The 20,894-nt window shown below is 54.8% G+C and carries 25 protein-coding genes; 8 read left to right on the top strand and 17 right to left on the bottom strand.

The annotated features are described in order from the left end of the window. Window positions 1-16: 16 nt before the first annotated feature. The 7 genes from ACFR81_RS04120 to ACFR81_RS04090 form a co-directional block, all read right to left on the bottom strand. Window positions 17-463, bottom strand: a complete 447-nt coding sequence (locus ACFR81_RS04120) for a hypothetical protein (protein WP_145177461.1) — start codon at window positions 461-463, stop codon at window positions 17-19. Further along, window positions 463-1,059 carry an Asp23/Gls24 family envelope stress response protein gene (locus tag ACFR81_RS04115; RefSeq protein WP_145177458.1) on the bottom strand — a complete coding sequence of 199 codons (597 nt, stop codon included), beginning with the start codon at window positions 1,057-1,059 and terminating at the stop codon, window positions 463-465. The genes ACFR81_RS04120 and ACFR81_RS04115 overlap by 1 nt, the downstream gene beginning before the upstream one ends. After that, a complete protein-coding gene (locus ACFR81_RS04110) occupies window positions 1,050-1,610 on the bottom strand; it encodes an RNA polymerase sigma factor (protein ID WP_343874546.1) in 561 nt (186 codons plus the stop codon). Before ACFR81_RS04110 ends, ACFR81_RS04115 begins: the two co-directional genes overlap by 10 nt. A 97-nt stretch (window positions 1,611-1,707) precedes the next feature. After that, entirely contained in the window at window positions 1,708-2,109 is a 402-nt protein-coding gene (locus ACFR81_RS04105; RefSeq protein WP_068168361.1) for a hypothetical protein, read from the bottom strand. A gap of 189 nt (window positions 2,110-2,298) precedes the next feature. Further along, entirely contained in the window at window positions 2,299-4,539 is a 2,241-nt protein-coding gene (locus ACFR81_RS04100; protein WP_343874541.1) for a heavy metal translocating P-type ATPase, read from the bottom strand. A 201-nt stretch (window positions 4,540-4,740) separates the two neighbouring features. Further along, entirely contained in the window at window positions 4,741-4,956 is a 216-nt protein-coding gene (locus ACFR81_RS04095) for a heavy-metal-associated domain-containing protein (protein ID WP_068168355.1), read from the bottom strand. A 45-nt stretch (window positions 4,957-5,001) separates the two neighbouring features. Beyond that, window positions 5,002-5,358 carry a metal-sensitive transcriptional regulator gene (locus tag ACFR81_RS04090; RefSeq protein ID WP_343874538.1) on the bottom strand — a complete coding sequence of 119 codons (357 nt, stop codon included), beginning with the start codon at window positions 5,356-5,358 and terminating at the stop codon, window positions 5,002-5,004. A gap of 124 nt (window positions 5,359-5,482) precedes the next feature. On the opposite strand from ACFR81_RS04090, the gene ACFR81_RS04085 reads away from it, so the two are divergent. After that, window positions 5,483-7,537: a glycoside hydrolase family 15 protein gene (locus ACFR81_RS04085; protein ID WP_343874534.1), complete on the top strand. Its 2,055-nt coding sequence runs from the start codon at window positions 5,483-5,485 to the stop codon at window positions 7,535-7,537. Window positions 7,538-7,543: 6 nt separating this feature from the next. On the opposite strand, the gene ACFR81_RS04080 is transcribed toward ACFR81_RS04085, so the two are convergent. Next, the gene (locus ACFR81_RS04080) at window positions 7,544-8,503 is read right to left on the bottom strand and encodes a bile acid:sodium symporter family protein (protein ID WP_343874531.1); all 960 of its coding nucleotides are present in this window, start codon (window positions 8,501-8,503) and stop codon (window positions 7,544-7,546) included. A 144-nt stretch (window positions 8,504-8,647) separates the two neighbouring features. On the opposite strand from ACFR81_RS04080, the gene rbsK reads away from it, so the two are divergent. Further along, entirely contained in the window at window positions 8,648-9,565 is a 918-nt protein-coding gene (gene rbsK / locus ACFR81_RS04075; protein WP_343874528.1) for a ribokinase, read from the top strand. 109 nt (window positions 9,566-9,674) lie between these two features. On the opposite strand, the gene ACFR81_RS04070 is transcribed toward rbsK, so the two are convergent. The 7 genes from ACFR81_RS04070 to pta form a co-directional block, all read right to left on the bottom strand. Next, on the bottom strand, window positions 9,675-10,172 hold the full coding sequence (locus tag ACFR81_RS04070) for a hypothetical protein (protein ID WP_343874525.1): 498 nt from the start codon (window positions 10,170-10,172) through the stop codon (window positions 9,675-9,677). A gap of 213 nt (window positions 10,173-10,385) precedes the next feature. Continuing rightward, window positions 10,386-10,910: a VOC family protein gene (locus tag ACFR81_RS04065; RefSeq protein WP_343874522.1), complete on the bottom strand. Its 525-nt coding sequence runs from the start codon at window positions 10,908-10,910 to the stop codon at window positions 10,386-10,388. Window positions 10,911-10,961: 51 nt separating this feature from the next. Beyond that, a complete protein-coding gene (locus ACFR81_RS04060; protein WP_343874519.1) occupies window positions 10,962-11,387 on the bottom strand; it encodes a GNAT family N-acetyltransferase in 426 nt (141 codons plus the stop codon). A 155-nt stretch (window positions 11,388-11,542) separates the two neighbouring features. Then, window positions 11,543-11,713 (bottom strand): hypothetical protein, encoded by a 171-nt coding sequence (locus tag ACFR81_RS04055; RefSeq protein ID WP_158004378.1) that lies wholly within the window; start codon window positions 11,711-11,713, stop codon window positions 11,543-11,545. Then, entirely contained in the window at window positions 11,713-13,083 is a 1,371-nt protein-coding gene (locus ACFR81_RS04050) for a M48 family metallopeptidase (protein WP_343874517.1), read from the bottom strand. Before ACFR81_RS04050 ends, ACFR81_RS04055 begins: the two co-directional genes overlap by 1 nt. Window positions 13,084-13,164: 81 nt before the next feature. After that, window positions 13,165-14,304 (bottom strand): acetate/propionate family kinase, encoded by a 1,140-nt coding sequence (locus ACFR81_RS04045; RefSeq protein WP_145177420.1) that lies wholly within the window; start codon window positions 14,302-14,304, stop codon window positions 13,165-13,167. 72 nt (window positions 14,305-14,376) lie between these two features. Next, complete coding sequence (pta, locus tag ACFR81_RS04040) at window positions 14,377-16,485, bottom strand: phosphate acetyltransferase (RefSeq protein ID WP_343874513.1); 2,109 nt, start codon at window positions 16,483-16,485, stop codon at window positions 14,377-14,379. A gap of 218 nt (window positions 16,486-16,703) precedes the next feature. Between pta and ACFR81_RS04035 the strand changes: the two genes are divergently transcribed. From ACFR81_RS04035 to ACFR81_RS04025, 3 genes are all read left to right on the top strand, one after another. After that, window positions 16,704-17,015, top strand: coding sequence for a thiamine-binding protein (locus ACFR81_RS04035; RefSeq protein ID WP_068173268.1), 312 nt, complete (start codon window positions 16,704-16,706; stop codon window positions 17,013-17,015). Window positions 17,016-17,155: 140 nt separating this feature from the next. Beyond that, the gene (locus tag ACFR81_RS04030; RefSeq protein ID WP_068173266.1) at window positions 17,156-17,389 is read left to right on the top strand and encodes a YlcI/YnfO family protein; all 234 of its coding nucleotides are present in this window, start codon (window positions 17,156-17,158) and stop codon (window positions 17,387-17,389) included. Continuing rightward, window positions 17,389-17,709 carry a type II toxin-antitoxin system PemK/MazF family toxin gene (locus ACFR81_RS04025; protein ID WP_145177414.1) on the top strand — a complete coding sequence of 107 codons (321 nt, stop codon included), beginning with the start codon at window positions 17,389-17,391 and terminating at the stop codon, window positions 17,707-17,709. The genes ACFR81_RS04030 and ACFR81_RS04025 overlap by 1 nt, the downstream gene beginning before the upstream one ends. Window positions 17,710-17,758: 49 nt before the next feature. On the opposite strand, the gene ACFR81_RS04020 is transcribed toward ACFR81_RS04025, so the two are convergent. Further along, entirely contained in the window at window positions 17,759-18,394 is a 636-nt protein-coding gene (locus ACFR81_RS04020) for a GNAT family N-acetyltransferase (protein ID WP_343874504.1), read from the bottom strand. A 60-nt stretch (window positions 18,395-18,454) separates the two neighbouring features. Here ACFR81_RS04020 and ACFR81_RS04015 point away from each other — a divergent pair, with 60 nt between their 5' ends. After that, the gene (locus tag ACFR81_RS04015; RefSeq protein ID WP_343874502.1) at window positions 18,455-19,372 is read left to right on the top strand and encodes a spermidine synthase; all 918 of its coding nucleotides are present in this window, start codon (window positions 18,455-18,457) and stop codon (window positions 19,370-19,372) included. Further along, complete coding sequence (locus ACFR81_RS04010; protein ID WP_145177408.1) at window positions 19,369-19,770, top strand: hypothetical protein; 402 nt, start codon at window positions 19,369-19,371, stop codon at window positions 19,768-19,770. Before ACFR81_RS04015 ends, ACFR81_RS04010 begins: the two co-directional genes overlap by 4 nt. 184 nt (window positions 19,771-19,954) lie before the next feature. Here the strand turns inward: ACFR81_RS04010 and ACFR81_RS04005 are convergent, their stop codons facing one another. Further along, entirely contained in the window at window positions 19,955-20,407 is a 453-nt protein-coding gene (locus ACFR81_RS04005; RefSeq protein ID WP_145177405.1) for a YchJ family metal-binding protein, read from the bottom strand. On the opposite strand from ACFR81_RS04005, the gene ACFR81_RS04000 reads away from it, so the two are divergent. Next, the coding region (locus ACFR81_RS04000; RefSeq protein WP_145177402.1) for a GNAT family N-acetyltransferase at window positions 20,406-20,894 on the top strand (489 nt) is incomplete at its 3' end. The genes ACFR81_RS04005 and ACFR81_RS04000 overlap by 2 nt on opposite strands.

Below are 20,894 nucleotides of genomic sequence, written 5' to 3'. Positions count from 1 at the left end.
GGACTAAGACCCGCCTTTAGATATGCACTACGTCCACGGTGACAGCTACATGTTCACCGTGGATTTTGCGTAATGCCTGAGCCACTGCACGCACTGTCTGCGGCACATTTGCCTGCGCAGTGGTGCCAATTCGTACCGAGATGCTGGTTACTTCGGAGCTCGCAGAGTCTAGGATTTTTTCATCGCGAATCTCCGAGGAACCTTCATCATTCTCAGCTACAGCAACACTACGGTGTGCCACGGCGTCCTCCTCCGCAGAAGGCAAAAAGTCTTCGATTACCGCGCGTACGCTCGATGCCGCGACCCCCACCGCGCGCACAATCTTGCTCGGTACATTGGCAGGAGGGTAGATGCGTGCCACACCCTCAGTCGCTAAAATGGCTTGCCGCAACGGCGAAAGCTCTGCGGAGTCCTCTGCGTCCTCGCCTGAACCAGGCCCAATTACCAGATGAGTGGAAGTCATTATTCGCCTGCTTCTAGAGGGCTGCCAAAAATATCCTGTACTTCAATGTCGATTGCTTCGATATTCAGCTCGCATACACGGTGAACCTCAGCTGTGATGAGTTCCCGCAGTCGATCTGTTACCTCAGCAATCACTGCACCGTAACGCACAGTAGCACTCACTTGAACAATAATCGGTGAAGTGGGCTCTTCAACATCGCCCACTAAACGGCAGCGACCAATAATGAGATTCTCCATAGAATCTGCAACGCCGCGGATTGCCGCAAGGATAGCGCCTTCGGTAATCGAGAAATTATCGACGTCGTACTCCGCACTTAAGGGGATGGAACGACCTGCCAAAGTCTCAAATACGAGGTTAGCCATGAGGTCATCAAGCCACGTCGTATCTTTTTTCTGAACGGCAACCTCTGTTGATACCAAATCAGCGCTGACCTGATCCACCCGTTTGAGGGCAGCAATCCGCTGAGAACATGAAGGGCACTCGTTGATATGCCGGGTGAGTTCGCGGTGCTCAGGGGTCTGCACCCCGTCTTGCTGGTCCTGCAACCACATGCTCAAAGTATCGAGGGTGGGTTCATCGTTATTCATTAGTTCCATCCCTCCATTCCTTTGACTAAAGCTGCACGTGCGCGCGCTAATCTTCCTCGTACGGTTCCTTCGGAAATCTTCAACGTTTCAGAAATTTCTTTATAAGTAGAGCCACCTATTTCACGCATGACCCATACCTGCTGCTGCTCTAGCGGCAATGTTTTGAGCAGCTCACTTAAATGAACAATCTGCGAGTCTGTAATGGCGTTATCCTCAGGGTTTATCCCAGGATGTGCGGTATTTGCCGCTGAATCTAAATCAACGGTTAACTTGCGGGTTCTCATCAGGTCAATAGCTTTACGACTGGTGAGAGTCATCAGCCAGCTTTTGACCTTCTCGGGATTCTGAAGAGTATCTATCTTCTCCCACGCTTTAATGAAAGTTTCTTGGAGTACGTCGTCAGTATCAGAGGCGCTACCGGTCAGCCTAATCGCATACGCTCGCATGAGAGGAGCATAGCGGCGAATCAGGCTCTGAAAAGCAGCTGAATCGCCGGTGGCAGCGCGTTCGCAAAGAATGGCGTCCGAGAGGTGAGAAACTTCGCGAGTAAAAGGTGCCACCCATCCCCTTTCCCTGAGTCGTGATAAGTGCACAGTACCGGCAGGTTAACCCTGCGATACGTATCTACACAATTTTTACATAGAGAGGGGAACTTATTTAATGGTTCGGGATGGTTTGAACAATTTTTATGTCTGATACCTTGACGCCAGCTGTGGTTTCTAGGGTCTGGCGAATTTTCTGTTTGACCTCGTTTTCAAGTTCTTGGGGTAGTTGCTCATCATCATGGATTTCCACGGGCAAAGCAACGGTGCGCTCGCTCGTACCCTCATCTATAACAATGATGATTTCGCGGGTCTGCCCCTCTGTCTCAATCTGAAACGGGAGCGGAGAGTTGATTTCTTGACCGGGATAGGGATGAGGAGAAGAAATATTGTGAGTGTTGTCGATAGCTAGGCTCGCTATTTGTGTGAGTGCCTGCGATGAGATGGTTGTGGTGCCACCAGCATGTTCGCTACGGCTCCTCGATGATTCGCTTTTAGGGAAGCGATAATCTATCAAACCGTTGCTCCTCAGGGGTTCATACTGCGAAGTTTAGGGTGACGGTACCTCTAATGAGGTAATTGGTCGAAGCGTCAAAAGGGTACCGTCACGAATAAGACGGGGGGTGGCACCGGGTTCCTCACGAAATTCTTAAAACTTTTTTAAAAATCTTTTCCGAGAGAAACCCCGGTGGACGACGCGCGGTGGCTAATTCCGCTCGAAACGGTTCAAGCGCATGGAGTTCAGCACTACGAAGACCGAGCTAAACGCCATTGCCGCAGCGGCAATCATGGGGTTGAGTAAGCCTGCAGCCGCCACAGGAATAGCGACAACGTTATAACCAAATGCCCAGAACAGGTTGGACTTAATCAACTTGAGGGTTGCTTTTGAAAGACGGATAGAAGTGGGGATTGATTCCAAATCAGAGCGCATGATGGTGAGGTCGGCGGCTTCCATCGCAACATCGGTGCCTGAACCCATCGCGATGCCGAGGTCTGCGCGAGCAAGAGCGGCGGCGTCGTTCACGCCATCACCCACCATTGCCACAACGCGTCCCTCGCTCTGAAGCTGCTTAATTTTCTCCACCTTGTCCTCAGGGGAGACGCCGGCGAAAACATCGTGCGGATCAATGCCCACCTGGGTGGCGACGGCGCGCGCAACCGGCTCGGCGTCGCCCGTCAAGAGAACCGGGCGTAATCCCTGGCCCTTGAGCTTTTCAATCGCTGAAATGGCGTCTGACTTAGGCGTATCTTGCAGGCAAAGCAATCCGGCTACATTACCGTCTAGTGCCACAATGACCGTGGTGAAGCCGCGCTCTTGCTGGGTGCGAAGTTTCCCCTGCTGGTCAGAAGTGAGTGAAATACCTTCGGCTTCCAAGAAGGACTGCTGACCTACCACTACGGTGTGGGTTGCACCGTCTAGCTCAACGTTGCCACGTACCCCGCCGCCGGGAGCGGACTCAAAGTTCTGTACAGCAGGGAGGGAGCCAGATTTTTGACCAAAAGTAGCGATAGCCTGCGCAATCGGGTGTTCCGAACGAGCTTCGACAGCCGCTGCCGCGCGAACCATTAAATTGCGGTTATCGGAGAATTCTACGGCGTCGACCACCTCAAGTTTTCCCTCGGTGACAGTACCGGTTTTATCCATAACGATAGTGTTCACCCCGCGCGTGTCTTCAAGAACCTGCGCCGAACGGATCAAAATACCGAGTTGCGAACCACGACTGGTACCGGCCAACAGTGCGGTAGGAGTTGCGAGCCCGAGCGCGCAGGGGCAGGCAATAACGATAACGGATACCGCTGCCACAAAAGCCGCATTAGTATCGCCAGTGAACACCCACCAGCCAACGAAAGTTGCAAGAGCAATAGCGATTACCACGGGTACGAAAACCGCTGAGATTCTATCTGCCAGACGGGCAATAGGCGCCTTGGTCGACTGCGCTTCAGCAACCATGCGGCCCATCTGTGCCAGCGTGGTTTCGGATCCCACCCGAGTTGCCTTCACCGTGAGCGCACCCGATGTATTAATCGTGGCGCCGGTAACGGTATCGCCCTCTGCCACCTCTACCGGCACAGATTCCCCGGTTAGCAGAGAAGTATCGATGGCGGAACGACCAGAAATGACGACGCCGTCGGTAGCGATTTTTTCGCCAGGACGAACGACGAACTCGTCGTCGGGCCGCAAATCTTTCACCGGGATACTAATTTCGCGACCATTCTGGATAACAGTGGCGTTCTTCGCCCCAAGATTCAGAAGCTTACGCAATGCCTCCGACGACTGCCGCTGAGTACGCGCCTCAATATAGCGACCAATCAGCAGAAACAGCGCAATCATGGTGGTCGAATCAAAATAAAGCAGATGATCCATGCCATGACCGCCCATCCCGGCGTGCACGGTCATCATCGGATCAGTAAGAAGCTGCCACAACGAGAAAAGATAACTCGACGCCACGCCTAAAGAAATGAGCGTGTCCATCGTAAAACTGCCGTGCCTCAAGTTGGTTAGAGCCGACTTGTGGAATGGCCAAGACGCCCACGTTGCCACCGGCAACGCCAACAATGCTACAACCCAGCCCCAGTGCGGAAACTGGAACGTGCTAAACATCGAAATCAGAAAAACCGGAACCGCAAAAACAAGCGTGAACCAAATGCGCTTGCGGAACGAAGAAAGAGACCGAAGACCAGTCTCTGCTTCTTCCTTATCCGCGGTGCCCTCGGCTGACTGAAGTTTCGCCTCATAACCGGCATTTTTCACGGTCTCAATAATTTGCTCATCAGAGACATTTGCCGGCACAATCACACGCGCCGACTCCAGGGGAAGGTTCACCGAAGGATCCACACCCTCGATCTTGCGCAACTTACGTTCCACGCGGCCAACACAGGATGCGCATGTCATCCCGCTAATATCGAGATTGAGGATGCGTTCAGATTCGGGGGCCTGGGTTTGCATGTGTGGATCCTTTCGTGAAGATTTGGCGGTGTGAATCGGGCGCCATGGGTATCACAGAACGCCTTAGCCCGTGCCCTGCCGCTGACGAACTGCCTTAGAAAACTCGCTACGGCGCTGGGGCGCCTTGCTCGTTAAGCGGCAGTTCGTTACAGCGCCCGTGGCGCCCAATTCCCAGCGCGAGCTACTGCTAGGGGGCAACGCCTACTTGACGAGCTCGTATCCGGCTTCGGCAATCGCAGCCTCAACCTTGGCGTCGTCCAGCTCTCCGTCGTGGTCGATGGTGATGGTGGACTGCCCATCCTTGACTACTTCTACGTTGACTTCGTTGACGTTTTCGATTTCTTGAACTTCTTCGGTGACGGATGCTGCGCAGTGTTCGCAGGTGAGTCCGGTGGCGTGTACAACGGTTGCTGACATGGTGTTTCTCCTTGGTTGTTGTATTTTTGGGGTGCTCCGCGCAGGTTAGCTGCGGAGAAGTCTTGAGATGGCGGCGGTGGCTTCGATGACCTTGTCTTGGACAATTTCTGGGTTGCCGGTATCGCGTGATTCGTTGGCGGCGTTGACGACGCAGTGGGCGATGTGTTCTTCGAGGAGCCCGATGGATACCGCGTGCATTGCCTTATTGATAGCGGAAATCTGGGTGAGGATGTCGATGCAGTATTTATCTTCATCAACCATTCGCTGAATCCCACGAACTTGGCCTTCGATGCGGCGGAGGCGTTTGAGATATGCCTCTTTGCTGGCGGAGTAGCCGTGATTGCCTTCGGCGCAGCAGTCGCAGGAATCGGGGACGATTGCGTCGGGAGATTCGATGGTCATTGTTGCCTTTCGTCGTTCTGTGTTAAACATATACCCCTAGGGGGTATATTTCAAGGGGTGATTTCGCATCGTTCATCTTTAAAACTAAGTCGAGTTACTTTTAGGGTTACGTTAGTGTTAAAGCATGGCTTCTTTTATCGAGGATTACGCCCTGCTTTCAGACATGAACACTGCCGCGCTCGTGTCTCGCGCAGGATCAATCGACTGGTTCTGCGCACCCCGCTTTGACTCGGGGGCAGTCTTCGCCTCCCTGTTGGGCGATCGCGAAAACGGACGTTGGCTTCTGGCACCCCTGGAATCAGTCAATCCTTCCCCTGTAGAAGAAGTCCGTACTGAACGCTCCTACCGCGAAAACACTTTTATCTTGCAAACCGTGTGGCACGTGGGCGAAGCGAGCGTGCGAGTCACAGATTTCATGCCCCTTGCCGGCGGAACCGCGATTGTTCGCAGTGTGGAAGGACTCACCGGCGAAGTCACCATGCTCCAAGAGCTAAACATGCGATTCGATAGTGGAAAGACGACGCCGTGGGTGACCCAGTATGACGGCCCCGCAGACTCCACCGGCGCTGTTGATGTCTCCCAATCCATGCTGGTAGGTATGGCAGGGCCTCACGCACTAGTCTTCCGCGGAGACACTATCCCAGAAGGTCAGTACGGCAACCACACCGATACCTTCACTGTTTCAGCAGGTCAGAACTACGTTTTTTCGCTGAATTATTTTGCTTCCAACCACAACCCGCCGGCACCCATCGACTACTCCACAGCCATCACCTACACCACCGCGCAGTGGACCGAATGGTCAGACCTCTATGTTCCGCCAGCCATTGCAGAGGCAACCGAAAACGAGATTTCAGCCACCCGCACCGTGCCGAATGAAGGGATAAGTGCCGAAAGCACGACGTCGTCCAGCATCGGACTCCCGTCGACAAATCGCGAAGGCGAAGCCATCACCAATACGCAGCTTCCCGAAATTGACCTTGCCACCTATCACGAGCTGGCGCAGACCGCTATGCATCCGATTGTGCCCAGCACCCCCGAGCAGATTCAAACGCAAAATGATGAGTCATACCGCGAAGCTCGCCTGCGCTCACTGCTGGTGCTACGCGCCCTGATTTCCCGCGAAACCGGCGGTTTGGTGGCGGCTGCAACGACGTCGCTGCCCGAAACTGTCGGTGGACGCCGCAACTGGGACTTCCGCTTTTCCTGGTTGCGCGATGTTGCCATGGCAATGGAAGTAACGCTTGCCCACGGTCACGAACGTGAAACTGCTCAGTTGCGTAACTGGATTATGCGGGCGGTGGCAAATAGCCCCTATAACCTACATTCGGTTTACGGCGTGGCGGGTGAGAAAGACGACTTGGAACGCCGTCTTGCCTTGCCAGGCTATGAAAATTCGCAGCCGGTTCGCGCAGGTAATGGCTCAGATGACCGCTTCCAGGGTGATGCGCTAGGGCAGGTGCTCGTCACTTTTGCGCATCTTCGCGAAAACGGTGTGGGAGAGGACCAACTGTCCTGGTCGCTTCAAAAAGCCCTCCTAAATTCGGCGTCTGAACGAATTGGCCAACCTGACCAGTCCATGTGGGAAATCAAGGGTGACCCCCATGTATTTACCCACTCACAGGCAATGCTCTGGGCGGCTTTCAATGCGGGAATTTCGGCGGTGCAAGAGCACGGGTTGGACGGCGACGTCGAACTCTGGGCTCAGTGCCGCGACCGGCTTGCAGAGGATATTCTTTCGCACGGTTTCAACACTGAACTGAACTCGTTTGTGCAAACCTACGGGGGTACGCACGTCGATGCTTCGCTGTTGCAACTGGCGCAAATAGGTATGGTGACATGGGACGACCCCCGCATGATGGGCACCGTCGCACGCATTGAACGCGAGCTTCAGCATGAATCGGGCATGATTTATCGTTATATCAACGTGCGTGGGTTTGACGGTTTCGAAGATCAAGATAACCTGCATTTTGCCGCATCCCTCTGGTTGGCGGAACACTACATTCGTTCAGGCAGAGAGGCTGACGGTCGTGCCCTTCTCGATACTGTCCTGAGTGCCGCTAACGATTTAGGTCTGATGAGCTCCGAGTATTCGTTCGTGGAAAATCGCCAGACGGGTAACTTCCCGCATACTCTGGCGCATATTGCGCTGGTGCGGGCGGTGCAGGCGCTGGGGATTTAGGAGTTTTTAGGCTGATTCTCGCGCGTATTTCGAGGCGCGAACGGCGCAAATCATCAACTGAACCTGATGGAAAACCATGAGCGGCAGAATCAGTAAACCTACTCCTGCGCCACCAAAAATGACGGCGGCCATCGGCAGCCCCGTCGCCAGCGACTTCTTTGTGCCACAGAACTGGATAGCTATGCAGTCTTCGCGAGTGAAGCCCAGCTTTTTGCCTGCAAACCCGGTGAACCAAAGCATGGCTTCAACCAGTGCGACCGCCAAAGCAACCAGGAAAATAATCTGCCACCAGCTCACGCGCGTCCAAATGCCGTCCACCATTCCTTCTGAAAACGCCGCATAAACAACCATCGCGATGGAGAGTCGATCTATCTGTTTGACCAGGTGATTCTTGGCAAATGACGCGGTGAAGCGGCGGGTCAGTTGCCCCAGGACGAAGGGCAACAAGAGTTGAATGGCGATATCGAGAAACACGTTGCCGCTAATTTTTATGCCGCCAGAACCCATCAGCAGCATGACCAGCAAAGGTGTAATTACAATTCCTAGCAGGTTCGATGCCGAGGCTGACACAATCGCACCGGGTACGTTTCCGCGGGCAATAGAGGTGAACGCTACCGATGACTGCACGGTGGAGGGCACCAGCATGAGGTACAGCAGACCCAGGTAAAGCTCGTTGCCCAGAAGGTATTTCAGCGGGAACAGCGCCAGCCCGACAAGGGGGAACACCAGGTAGGTAAAACTGAGGATTGTGGCGTGCAGCTTCCAATGTTTGAAACCGGCGACAGCCTCCTGCGGGGAAAGCCTCGCCCCGTAAAGAAAAAACAGGAAGGCGATAGCGATTTTAGTGGCGACCGAGAACCCTTCGGCGAAATCCCCGCGCGCAGGGAAAAAGATTGCAATCACCACGGCGGTGAGAATCAGCGCGATGAGCGGGTCTAGCTTCAATTGAGGAAGGCGAAAGGGCATGTACACCAGTGTATCGGTGTGGGGATTAGCTCCTTCGCGCGTTGAGGCGCAAGAAAGGGTCAACTTTTCGGCAAAAAAGTTGGCCCTTTCTTGCACCTCAACGCACAAAGAAGGATATTGGGAGAAAAGCTGAGAGGAAACATCATGAAAATTGCCGTCATCGGATCAAACAACGTCGATCTGATTTCCTACATCCACCGCATGCCAGAGCTCGGCGAAACCATCGAGGCACCCGATTTTCGTCTCGGATGCGGCGGCAAAGGCGCGAACCAGGCGGTTGCTGCCGCGCGTCTTGGCTCCGAAGTGCTGATGGTAACGCGCGTAGGTAACGACATTTTTGCCGAAAACACCATCGAAAACTTCCGCGCTAACGGTATCGACGACAAATACATCCTGCGCACCGAGGCAACCTCCGGCGTCGCGCCCATCTTCGTGGACGAAAAATCGAACAACTCAATTATCATCGTCAAGGGCGCTAACGCCCTGCTTTCGCGCGAGGATTTAGAGAACGCCCGCGAGGACATCGCCCAATGCCAGCTGATAGTGTTGCAACTCGAAATTTCGCTCGAAACTGTGTACGCGGTCGTCGAGTTGGGGGAGGAGCTAGGCATCCCCGTCCTGTTGAACCCTGCACCTGCAACCCCCGAACTTTCTCTTGAACGAGTGAAGGGTGTGGAGTTCATCGTGCCTAATGAGACTGAACTTTCATTACTTTCGGGAATGCCCGTGGAGAGCCTCGACGATATCTCGAACGCCGCGCACGTCCTCCTGAACGTAGGTATCAAGAACGTAATCGTGACGCTCGGCGCTCGCGGCGTGCTGTGGATTAGCCAGGAGGACGAGCGGCTCATCGAAGCAAGCAAAGTGGACGCCAAAGACACTACCGGCGCGGGCGACGCATTCATCGGCTGCTTCAGTCACAGCTGGATGAAAAATGGCGACATCGCTGAGGCAATCCGCGTGGCGAACGTGTACGCCGGCGATTCGGTGACCCGGCTAGGCACACAGACCTCCTACGCCACCGCTGCAGAGTTTGAGGAGAGGACGGGGGAGAGGGTTTAGGGGTACTGGCTGCGTACACTCAAAACGTTGAATGCTCGCTCAAAAAGATGAGCATTCAACCGAATGAGTGTACGTTTCCCTTCCGGCGCGTCCGGGACGAAATGAACATCTAGGTAGCTAAGACTGCGAATACCGTGTCCAAGGCATTCTCATGTTCGTCGTCGCAAATATAACCGCGTAGCCATAGTGTGCCATCCACGTTGCGGAGGTAGAACCCCTTGGGCACGTAGGGATCGGAGGAAAGTGGCGGTGTGGAGACATTCACCGCGGAATCTGGAGACTTATGTTGCCCCGTCAGCGCCGAGTTTCTACTGGTCGGCTGGGTGCGCCACGATAGGCGTAAATACGGTGCGAGCTCAAGAGGACATAATGCGAATCCACGTTCCCTGATGCGCCGATAGATTGCAGGCAAATTTGCAGGCTCAGTAAATCCCAGGTCCGCTACCGTGACTAGCTGAACCCGATATTTACCGGTCTTAGAGAAATCAAAAAACTTCGGTTCCAAAAGCGTTTGAGCGTGCGTATTGGGCTGAATTCCCGCTGATTCAAGACGTCTCGTTAGCGCTTCCGAGGTGAGCCCCTCTAATGTAACTGTAAAAGTATTCATGATCTCCTTCGGGGCTAAGTTGTAGGATAAGACCGCGGGTTCTACTTGATGACGGCGCTGGGACGACCGGCGGGTTGCACGCCGCGCGTCCAGTTAACTTTGCTTGGCGCAATCCCCGATAAGCACAGCCAAAGTGGCGTTCTGGGGTGCATTTTTACACTTCAGAACGCCACGTTGACTGTACTTTAGGGGTGAATGGCAGGACGCCAGAACCTAATTTTCCACTACAAGCTCCACCTCGAAACCCTCTGAATTTTCAAGGTAAAGGGCAGTATGCTCATCCCCGCCGGCATGCGGGTATTTTTCTGCGAACGATTCCTGCCAACCCCAACCAAGTGCATTTTGGCGGATTTCGTCCAGCTTTTTGCGGCTCCCAACATTTAGCGCCAGATGATTCATACCCGGATTAGAGCGGCACAGACCGCCCCGCACGTCCGGGGATTCTTCCAAAACAAGGTAGGAGCCATCCGTACCTTTCCACGAAATGCCCTTCTCCCACTCGGCGTCCACCCTTGCCCCTAATGCATTCATCAGCGGTGACCATTCGGCAAGGACACTCTCAAAATCAGCGGTCCACAGTTCCACGTGATGAACCATAACGCTCGATGCCACAGGCACACTATCCAAAGCGTTTTTCTGGTTGTTCACCCGTAAGATGTCCCCACGCAGTCGCGCCGCGTTGACCGCGTCGAAGGTCTGCCCGTCGTAGAAGAACTTTTCGCGTTCGATGCCTTCCATCGTAAAGCCGGCTGCTTCGGCGACCTTGCCCGACGCCGGATTATTTGTTCGCTACCCCAATTCCAGACGACGGAGCTGGGGCGAATTAAGTTCGCACAGTAGCTCAGTATCGACCAGAGTTGAATCAGAATCAGCTGAATATTCTCCTAACGCCCAATCGCATACCGCGCGCACTGCTATTTTCATGAGCCCGCGGCTCCGCACTAATGGCGCATTCCAGTAAGAAACCCAGCCGCGGTCCCACGCGCCGTCGTCATTGCGAGCAGTAAATTTAACGGCTACACAACCTGCAGGTTTTCCTCCATCGTCGAGACAGAAAACCGCATGATTCTCGGCGGGAAGATAGTGGTGCTGAATAAATTTTTCGGCATCGGCGAGAGAATCCAAAGCTGACATCTGGCGTTTCATATCAGAATTTTGCCGATAAATTTCAAGCAGAGCCTCGGCATCGTCCGGTCGCCACCACCGCAAAAACATGAAGAACCCCAATTCTGTCGAGTAACATGGCTTACATTATACGAATCCCCGCGATCTCTACCCCTAGATACAGCCAAAGTGGCGTTCTAGGGTGCATTTTTACACTTCAGAACCCCACTTTGACTAGCAGTTAGGGGTCGGGGGCTGACTCAGCCCTAAACCTCAACCACCATCGGTTCAGCCTTGTGCTTGTTCTTCTTCGCGATTGCGTAACCGGCAAAGGCTAGAGCCAAACCAACCGCGCACCATACCAGCAGGGTAATCCACTGGGGAGCCGTGTTGGCGTCCGGGAAGTAGCTGATGGAACGAAGCAAACGGGAAGGCACTAAATCGAGTGCTGGGAGTTCTGCCCCGCGCCATCCTCATGGGGCGGAGGCAGTGGCGAACCGCCGGTGTTCCAGAATCCGCGCATCTGCGGAGGAATCCAGCCGTTGAAGAGCGTATCGCCCACACGGCGGTCCCTCTCGCGTGCGGGAGGTTTCTGGTCGGTGACCACGATGCCGAAGTGGTTATTATTGCCCGGGCGCTCAGGGTAGGTCGCCATGAAATCACTTGCCTGTAGCGGATCAGCCCATGCCGCAGCAGGTTCAGCCGCAGGGATCATGGACAGTGGGTACGGCGGATTGAACTTAGGACGCCACACCAGACGGCCGGGTTCCGAACGATCGCGCAGTGCATGGGCACGCCACGTCGTCGCTGGATGAGACATATTCAAATTCGCAAGCCACGTAAAGAAACCATCCTCAAAGACGGCGCGGTTAGCCAGCTCGTCAGTATTAACCTCATTGACCAGGTACTTGCCTGCAGAAAGCACGCCCATGGTCTGCATAGCTCCGCCAGGAGCCAAGCGGAAACCAAAATTGTCTGCGGTGTACTCCTGTGCGCGTGAAAGCGTAGCACCCAGGTAAGGAATCTGCTGGAAAAAAGATGTAAAAATCAACCGGAAATAACCCACATGACCTGCGGCGATATGCCCTACCTCGTGACCAATAATGAACTTAAGGGCCTCAGGGTTACGCGCCTTGCCGCCGATTTCGAATAGGTCAGAGAAAACTACAATAAAACGACGGTGGCCGTGGCCAGAAGCGAACGCGTTAATCTGGCCGTTACCTACCACGACGTAGGCATCGGGCACACGGCGTAAACCTGCTGCACGGGCGGCATCTACCAGCATCTGGTACGCCTCAGGGAACTGCGTGGGTGAAATACGGACGCCGGTAATGCGCATCTGCGCGTACATCAGGGCTCGAACCCAAAAAATAGCTAGGGGCAGATAAAGACCAATCACTAACAACTGCTGAACAAGCTCACCGGGAGAGAACACATAGTCATCCACGGTAAAAATCGCGATAAACAAGGTAATCAGATAAAGAGCTCCAGCGAGGTACACAAAGAGCGTGACCATGTAGGCGGCTAGGAGCCAGGGAATTTCCCCCGGATGCCGTAGCGCGTTGATGAACTTGAACGGCAAGAGGCTCTGAAAGCGGAAAAGCCTGGGCTCAGGAAAGGGTGAGACCGGGTGCTGACGCATGTCCTCCGGTAGCCAGCCTTGCGAAAGATCATCCGGTAGAGGCTGGTGTAGATCTACAGAACCAAAGTTCTGCGGCCCAGATTGTCCAGGCTGCCCCTGCTGTTCCGGCTGCGGAGGGGGTGGCGGTGGGCCGGGTGGAAAATTGCCGTTGGGGGTGTCGCTCATGAACCATCCTTGATGATGACGGTTGTGATTCTTCTACACCAGCTTAGCCCCCAACGGGCTTTATTTTGTACTTCGTGAACCTTAGCCAGCTACGATAACTTCGGTTGCCTCAGCAATAGCCTTTTCTTCGTTGGTAGGAACAACCAGTACAGGAATCGCTGAATCTTCGGTAGAAATTAGGTGGGGCTCATCGCTGCGCACCTGGTTTGCTGCCATATCGAGCTTGATGCCCAAAGCACCCAAACGGCTCACGGTCAGCTCGCGGAACGGCGAGGAGTTTTCACCAATACCCGCGGTGAAAATCAGCGCCTGCATGCCGCCCACAGCAACATGGTAACCACCAATGTACTTAGCCAAGCGGTAGGACGCCATGTCCAAAGCTAGCTTGGCGCGCTCGTCGCCGCCCTCCATAGCTTCAACTACTGCACGCATGTCGTTGTTGCCCGCAATAGCTAGTAGGCCGGATTCTTTGTTGAGCATCTGGTCCATGCGCTCAGGAGTGAGCTCGGGGTCGCGCATCATCAGGTTGGTCAAAACTGAAGGATCAATATCGCCTGAACGAGTACCCATAATCAGACCGGCGAGGGGAGTGTAGCCCATAGAAGTATCCAGGCACTTGCCACCCTCAACAGCGGTAATGGACGCACCGTTACCCAGGTGAGCAACTACAGCGTTGAACTGATCGCGCTCCACACCGAGGTATTCAGCGGCAACACCGGTTACATAATCGTGGCTGGTGCCGTGCGCACCGTAGCGGCGAACGCCGTACTTCTCTACCAATTCCTCGGGCACAGCATAGCGGTACACGTACTCGGGCATGGTGGAGTGGAAAGCGTTATCGAAAACAGCAACCTGAGGCACACCGGGATAGGTTTCGGTAGCAGCCTTAATGCCCAAGACGTGCGCAGGGTTGTGCAAAGGAGCCAAAGGCGAAAGGTCGTCGATCTGCTGAAGCACCTGATCGTCGATCAATACAGGCTCAGTAAAGACGTCGCCGCCCTGGACTACACGGTGACCAATAGAGTCGATAGTCTTACCGTGCAAAGGCGTCTTGAGTTCCTCTGCCATGATGGCAAGCGCTGCAGTGTGGTCAGGAATTTTGGTTCCTACGTTTTCAATAAGGCCCTTGGCAATTACCTGGTTGCCTTCGCCTTGCTGATCGGTATCTCGAACCTGGTACTTTACGGATGAAGATCCGCAGTTGATAACAAGAACTAGCATGATACTTTCCTTTGTTTGGAGTGTGTCTGTTGAGAAGCCATACGCGGCGGTATTCTTTTGCCGCGGTCAGAGTTAGAGGGTCTGCGCCTGAATTGCCGTGATGGCTACGGTGTTGATGATGTCATCAACGGTGCAGCCACGGGAAAGGTCGTTCACAGGCTTACGCAGTCCCTGCAGGACCGGACCAACAGCCACAGCGCCGGAAGTCTGCTGCACAGCCTTGTAAGTGTTGTTGCCGGTGTTGAGGTCGGGGAAGATGAAGACTGACGCCTGGCCTGCCACCTCAGAATCGGGCATCTTGGAAGATGCGATGGACATGTTGGATGCGGCGTCGAACTGGATAGGACCTTCAACGGCGAAGTCGTGCTCTGAATTCTTGACAATTTCGGTTGCCTCGCGAACAACCTCGACATCCTCGCCAGCACCTGAGGAACCGGTGGAGTAGGAGAGCATGGCGACCTTGGGTTCAACACCGAACTGACGTGCGGTTTCTGCCGATGCACGGGCAATGTCTGCGAGCTGCTCGGCGTTGGGGTTGGGGTTCACAGCGCAGTCACCGAAGATTAGAACGCGGTCTTCCATGAGCATAAGGAACACAGAGGAAACAATCTTGACACCGGGGCGGGTCTTGACGAATTCCAGTGAGGGGCGGATAGTGTTGGCGGTGGTGTTGACAGCGCCGGAAACCATACCGTCCACGATGCCCTTGTACACGAGCATGGTGCCAAAGTACGAGGGATCGTCATGCATACGGGCACGAGCGGCTTCGATGGTGACGCCCTTGTGTGCACGCAACTCAGCGTAAGTGGAAGCGAAGTCTTCGACGTACTCATTGTTATCGAGGTCGATAATACGAATCGATGACTTGCCATCTTCACCGGTGGGTAGTGTGATGCCTTCGTTCTGGCAGATTTCGGCAATCTTTTCAGGGTTGCCCAACAACACCAAGTTGCAGAAGTCGCGGCGGGCGATAATTTCTGCTGCGCGTAGGATACGGACGTCGTAACCCTCAGGGAGCACGATGGTGCGACGGTCCGAGCGTGCCTTTTCGATGAGGTTGTGCAAGAAACGCAGGGGAGTCATCGACGCAGGGCGTTCGAGTTCCATACGTTCAAGCAACTCGCCGGCATCAACAGAGCGGGACCATTCGCCCAGGGCAGCCGCCACCTTACGGGGGTTGCCATTAGAGAGCGCGCTAGTAACGCGGGAAACTGCGCGTCCTGCTTTGAAAGTATCGAGGGGAGTATCGAAAACGGGGAAGGGCGAGCGCTCAATCAGCGAGCCAATGACCGAACCCGAAATGCTCTCAAAACCGCCGGTCAGCAACATGCCGGAAGGGGCAGGGAAGCTCGGTGAAAGTGCAGAGGCCAGCGATGCTACAACGACGTCGGCGCGGTCGCCGGGAACGATGACGAAGTCGCCGTCAGCAAACTGGTCGAGGAAGTTGCTGACAGTCATAGCAGCAATCTTCATGTCGTGAATGTCGCGGTTGAGCTTGTCGCTATTTACGCCTTCTGCGTTGAGATCAAGGGCATCTACTACTTCGCTGACCGAAGGGACAGCCAGCTCAGGAATCTCAGGGATAACGTACACAGGGCGCTGCGAAGGCCCACGTTTGACTGAGTTCAGCAACTCCTCGCGCTGCTCAGGTGCGCAGCGGTTCACGATAAGCGCCATGGTATCTACCTTGGCGCCGGTGAGTTCGGTGCGGGCAACATCTACTGCATTGACGGCATCGTTCACGGTGGAGTCCTGTGCGCCAATGATAGCCACTACGGGAATGCCTAGGTCACGGGCAAACTGTGCGTTGAGGTCAAACTCTACGGTTGCGGCGTTATGCGCCAGCAAGTCGGTTCCATCTACGATGATGACATCGCAGTTATCAGTCATCTCAGAGTAGACAGAAACCATCGTGGAGGACATTTCGTCATGCTTGCCTTCGGCCAGCAACTCGCGGCAGCGTTCTAGCGAAACACCGCCGCGCGCCTGAAGAGCGCTCAAGCCGAAATTACGGCGAATAAGCTGCAGCATGGGATCGTTAGCTTCTGAATCACCCTTGAAAATGGTGCGGAAGTAACCCACGCGGTCAGTTCGCTTAATCAGGGAGTCTGCCAGACCCAGGGCAACTAGGGATTTGCCTGAATTTTGGGTCATTGCGGAAAGGTAGATACCGGTAGTCATATGCGTTTCTACTTATCTTTGGGCTGGCACCCAGCTGTGCGTGGGTGGCGCGGCATTTGGCCGTGGCTACATGTGCGATTTTATGTGTTTTAGAGGCAGGTTTTGTACCGTATAGGGTGGTATGTCTGATAACTCACAGTGAATATCGAGTGTGAATCAGAAGGTAATTTTGACCCTTACCCTGTTCACAAGGCGATTTGAGCCGATAGGCTAAAAACATGTTATTTGCATTTTCTATTGCGCCCACAGGCGGCGGCCCCGAAGACGGTTCAGTACACAACGCGGTTGCAGATGCCGTGAAGATTGTTCAAGATTCGGGTTTGCCGAACGAAACTAACTCTATGTTCACCACTATCGAGGGTGAATGGGACGAGTGCATGGATGTCATCAAGCGCGCCACCTTTGCGGTCGCGAAGCACGGCCCGCGCGTCGCTCTGGTTTTGAAGGCAGACATCCGTCCCGGCCATGATTCCGGTGAGATTACAGGCAAGGTTGAACGCTTGAACAAGGCGCTGGAAGAGCGCGACTAGGGTTCTGGATTCTCTGTACCTTCGGAGTTTGTATCAAACTTTTAGCTGTCTACCAGGATTTTCGTAGTACAGCGGGGAAAGTTTGATACAAACTCTGTGGGGCTCTATTTGAGTGAATCCCAAAATGGTATTCTTTCGGTATGACTACTCAAATTGCCGTACGGTTACCCGATGACCTGGTTGAATTTCTCGATAAAACAGTTTCCCACGGTGATGCTCCTAGCCGAGCAGCAATAGTTACTGAAGCCCTCGAAGCAGAACGGCGCCGTCAAGCAGCTATCCACGACGTACGTCTGCTCGGAGAAGCCGGTACCGAAGACGACCTTGATGACCTGGTTGCGTGGAGCGCCCGGCAAAAGCCATGGGGCGACTAATGCGCGAAATATGCCTGGTTCATGTGGACAAAACTCGCCCCGCGCTCGTCTTGACTCGTGAGCCCACTCGCTTTGTGATGTCTAAAGTAACCATTGCCCCTATTACCTCAACTATTAAGGGGCTTTCGAGCGAAGTCATTTTGGACGCCCGCAATGGGCTCGACCACGAGTGTGCGGTATCGATTGATAATACATTGACGATTCCCGTCGCAGCGTTGGGGCGAACCGTCGGTTACCTTACCCCAGTGCAGGAGAAGCAACTGGCTAGAGCAGTGGTGTTTGCTTTTGATTTGAGTGTGCCGCTTTCAGGAAGCGAATAGAGAGCGTGTGTTAGGAAAGTTTAATACAAACTCGGCGGAGGTGGCGGGGTTACTGAAGGACGACGTCGCCGCGGAACATCCGCGCGGTCTGCAACGGCTGCCCGGGTTCGCCGTCGGGCACGCCCCAGGTGCCGCCGCATTCACCAAAGATACCTTCGTCCTGGAAGCCGAACTTTTCGTAGAATCTCTTGGCACGCTCGTTACCGCCGATGTACCAGAGGTAAGCCGGCTCGTCGTCTGCAAGCACCGCCCGCAAGAGCGCCTCACCTAGCCCCGTTCCGTGGGTAGACGCGCGGGTGTAGAGCTGGCTCAAATCGCGAGTTCCCGCTACCACCGGCACAACGGGCATCTCAGATTCCCACTCCTGGGGTCCTAAAGAAGACAGCGCCAGCCCGACGGGCGCGTCCCACTCAATATCAGCGCCTACAGCACAGGAAAGACCGCCCTGGCTTGTCCAACTGGGTACTTCGTAGGCGAGAAAACAGCGCACGCCGGGGCCATTGACCTCTTCCATGAATTCCTCAATGGATTCGTCTCTAGCAGCGCGGCGGCGCACCATAAACCCTGGATCTGCCATAGCTGAGTAGGTTTCCTCCATACAATCGTGCAGAAGATTCACGTACTTTTCGGCGTCGTCGGCAGATGCCGGTTCCAGCACGTACCGCCCGTTGCACACAAAACCCATAATTCTCCCTCTCATCTGCAAGTATCTAGTTCCACGCTAACCTGAAGTACCCTAGAAACCGTGGCTAAACGCAGAAAAACACCCAAGGTGCAACCAGAAAATAGCGCTCTTCAAGAGGGCAAATACGAGATTTCAACCGGAGTTGCCGAGCTGATTGCTGACGACTACACCTCCGACGGCTGGGTACTCGAAATCAATGGCATGGAATCGTCGCACGTAGTGGTGGGGTGTCCGCGCGAACTCGATTTTGAGTACATGCGCTGGTTGGTTGCTGTAGTCGAGGCGCACGTTGAAACCACGCTTGACCCCGATAAACTCCGCATCACCCACCTGGGCGGAGGTGCCTGTTCGATGGCGCGTTATCTCGCCGATGTTTACCCGAACTCCCGCAATACCGTGGTTGAGCTCGACGGCAAACTTGCCGAGCTGGTGCGCGAATGGTTCGAGCTGCCTAAAGCGCCGCGGGTCAAGATTCGTGTGGGGGAAGCTCGTGAAGTGACTGAGACGTTCGCGCCGTCCTCCCGGGACATTATTATTCGCGACGTTTTTGCCGGCTACGTGACCCCCACTCCGCTGACCACTCTGGAATTTACGCAGATAGTTTCTGAAGCGCTCTCGCCGGAGGGGCTTTACATCATTAACTGCGGCGACAACCGGGATCTGGCGGGCGCTCGCGCTGAAGCTGCTGCGATTGCTGAAGTTTTTGAGCATACCTGCGCTGTGGCCGATTCGGCGATGTTCAAGGGTCGACGTCGCGGTAACGTCATCATCGCTGGCTCTCATGCTCCGCTACCCGTGACGGGCGAGAACATCACAGCGCAGATTACCAAACGCCTTCTCGGTGGCGGCGTGCCCGCCCAATACAAGGACGACGCGTGGGTGCGAAACTTTGCTCGCGGCGCGCGTCCGCGTAGGGACGGCGTGGATCTCGTGGATTTGAAAGCTCTTGACGAAGACTTACGAAAGGGTGAGCAATGAGTAATTTATATGCCGGTAGTGAGGAATACGCCCACGAAATTTTCCGGCAGGACGCCGTGGGCCGTGTGGGCGCTGAGATTACGGTGCCCCAGGAGCAGGAGAGTGCGCTTTCTACTGCTTTGCGTTCTTATTTTGAGAGTTTGCAGAGCTCTTCTCCCGAGGACGCCGCCGTACGCGGTTATGCCTACATTTATTTTGACGGCGGAGCGAGCCTTTGCCTTTTGAGCGCCGAGTCCCTCACTCAGACGCCTATGCGCGTGGTGCTGGAATCGGCAGGAGAGGACGCCATGTCGTCCCTAGAAATAGCCGCTGAGAACTTGGTGGAGGTAGCCGAAGAAGCGTGCCCGGGTGCGAAATTTGCGTATGAGGAGTTGCCGGTTCGGTCTGCGAAGAGTTAAGAAAGAGGTTCGTTGCGTGGGTTTGCCTTTCCCGCGCGAGATACCAGAAAAGTTCACGAGGTACCGTTTTGAGACGATACCTCGTGAACTTTTCTAGTACTTCATATGAGGTACTCTTTCGAAAGAGTACGACCCTTGCGGAAATGTTCACCTGTGCAGATTAATTTCTGTCTGGTCTGTTTCTTTACAAAACCTCTCCATCCACGTACATCCATTCCCCGCTGACCCGTTCAAAACGCGAGTTCTCCCGCTGGACGCCGCGTACGCGCTTGTCCTCGGGCGTACCCGGCTGCGAGCGGTAGTGGGCGGCGAACTCGACCGTGCCTGTGGAGTCGAAGACGCCGCCTGAGGTAGCCAGAATGTCTAGGCGGTACCAGCACAAAGTAGGGTCTAACTCCAGTGACGCCGGGCGGGTGCTGGGGTGCCAAGTGGCGAGCAGATAAGGCTCGTTTCCCGTTGCAAAAGCAGTAAAGCGTGAGCGCATCAACGCTTCAGGGGTTGGAGCAGCGATGCCAGCGCCCTCGGCAAAAGCCTGGTGGAATCTACCGCAACATGCGCCGAAAATTTCGCCGGTTCCGCAGGGGCAGCGGTCATCGTGAGAGAGAATCAAGGGAGAAACCTTTCGAGAGGGAAACATGAAGCTCGTCATTCGCCCGTTCACCGCCGCCGATGCCGCGGTCACGCGCGCTATTTTCTACCAGTCTATTCACGAACTCGCTACTAACGATTATTCGCCGGCGCAGCTCGATGCCTGGGCGCCGGTTGACTATAACCTGCCGCAGTGGGCGGCTCAGCGTTCTAAAGCAGATACCTTTGTGGCTACCGTGGATGGTATTAGCGCGGGTTTTGCTGATCTCATTGAAGGCTCGGGACAGACCCTGTTGGGAGAGATTCTCATCGAGATGCTCTTTGTGCGCCCGCCTTATCAGGGGCAGGGGATTGCCAGCGCTCTGCTTGCCCAGGTGCAAGAAGAGGCAAGGACGCGTGGAGCCACCGCGCTCGTCGTCCAGGCTAGTAAAACGACGCGAGCTTTCTTTGAGCGGCACGGATTCAAAGTTAAGCAAGAAAACCAAGTGCCCCTTCGCGGTGAGGTGCTGACCAACTTTACGATGAAGAAGAAGCTA

The sequence above is a fragment of the Rothia amarae genome (genome assembly GCF_042677725.1).
GTDB lineage: Bacteria > Actinomycetota > Actinomycetes > Actinomycetales > Micrococcaceae > Rothia > Rothia amarae.
Note: the sequence above shows the minus strand (reverse complement) of the source record. Positions and strands in the feature narration are given on the sequence as shown.

Excerpts from the sequence above, each read along its gene's own strand:
- ACFR81_RS04120 (WP_145177461.1), bottom strand. The coding sequence starts at position 463 with ATGACTTCCACTCATCTGGTAATTGGGCCTGGTTCAGGCGAGGACGCA.
- ACFR81_RS04115 (WP_145177458.1), bottom strand. The coding sequence starts at position 1,059 with ATGGAACTAATGAATAACGATGAACCCACCCTCGATACTTTGAGCATG.
- ACFR81_RS04100 (WP_343874541.1), bottom strand. The coding sequence starts at position 4,539 with ATGCAAACCCAGGCCCCCGAATCTGAACGCATCCTCAATCTCGATATT.
- ACFR81_RS04095 (WP_068168355.1), bottom strand. The coding sequence starts at position 4,956 with ATGTCAGCAACCGTTGTACACGCCACCGGACTCACCTGCGAACACTGC.
- ACFR81_RS04090 (WP_343874538.1), bottom strand. The coding sequence starts at position 5,358 with ATGACCATCGAATCTCCCGACGCAATCGTCCCCGATTCCTGCGACTGC.
- ACFR81_RS04085 (WP_343874534.1), top strand. The coding sequence starts at position 5,483 with ATGGCTTCTTTTATCGAGGATTACGCCCTGCTTTCAGACATGAACACT.
- ACFR81_RS04080 (WP_343874531.1), bottom strand. The coding sequence starts at position 8,503 with ATGCCCTTTCGCCTTCCTCAATTGAAGCTAGACCCGCTCATCGCGCTG.
- rbsK (WP_343874528.1), top strand. The coding sequence starts at position 8,648 with ATGAAAATTGCCGTCATCGGATCAAACAACGTCGATCTGATTTCCTAC.
- ACFR81_RS04070 (WP_343874525.1), bottom strand. The coding sequence starts at position 10,172 with ATGAATACTTTTACAGTTACATTAGAGGGGCTCACCTCGGAAGCGCTA.
- ACFR81_RS04065 (WP_343874522.1), bottom strand. The coding sequence starts at position 10,910 with ATGGAAGGCATCGAACGCGAAAAGTTCTTCTACGACGGGCAGACCTTC.
- ACFR81_RS04060 (WP_343874519.1), bottom strand. The coding sequence starts at position 11,387 with ATGTTTTTGCGGTGGTGGCGACCGGACGATGCCGAGGCTCTGCTTGAA.
- ACFR81_RS04050 (WP_343874517.1), bottom strand. The coding sequence starts at position 13,083 with ATGAGCGACACCCCCAACGGCAATTTTCCACCCGGCCCACCGCCACCC.
- ACFR81_RS04045 (WP_145177420.1), bottom strand. The coding sequence starts at position 14,304 with ATGCTAGTTCTTGTTATCAACTGCGGATCTTCATCCGTAAAGTACCAG.
- pta (WP_343874513.1), bottom strand. The coding sequence starts at position 16,485 with ATGACTACCGGTATCTACCTTTCCGCAATGACCCAAAATTCAGGCAAA.
- ACFR81_RS04035 (WP_068173268.1), top strand. The coding sequence starts at position 16,704 with ATGTTATTTGCATTTTCTATTGCGCCCACAGGCGGCGGCCCCGAAGAC.
- ACFR81_RS04030 (WP_068173266.1), top strand. The coding sequence starts at position 17,156 with ATGACTACTCAAATTGCCGTACGGTTACCCGATGACCTGGTTGAATTT.
- ACFR81_RS04025 (WP_145177414.1), top strand. The coding sequence starts at position 17,389 with ATGCGCGAAATATGCCTGGTTCATGTGGACAAAACTCGCCCCGCGCTC.
- ACFR81_RS04020 (WP_343874504.1), bottom strand. The coding sequence starts at position 18,394 with ATGGGTTTTGTGTGCAACGGGCGGTACGTGCTGGAACCGGCATCTGCC.
- ACFR81_RS04010 (WP_145177408.1), top strand. The coding sequence starts at position 19,369 with ATGAGTAATTTATATGCCGGTAGTGAGGAATACGCCCACGAAATTTTC.
- ACFR81_RS04005 (WP_145177405.1), bottom strand. The coding sequence starts at position 20,407 with ATGTTTCCCTCTCGAAAGGTTTCTCCCTTGATTCTCTCTCACGATGAC.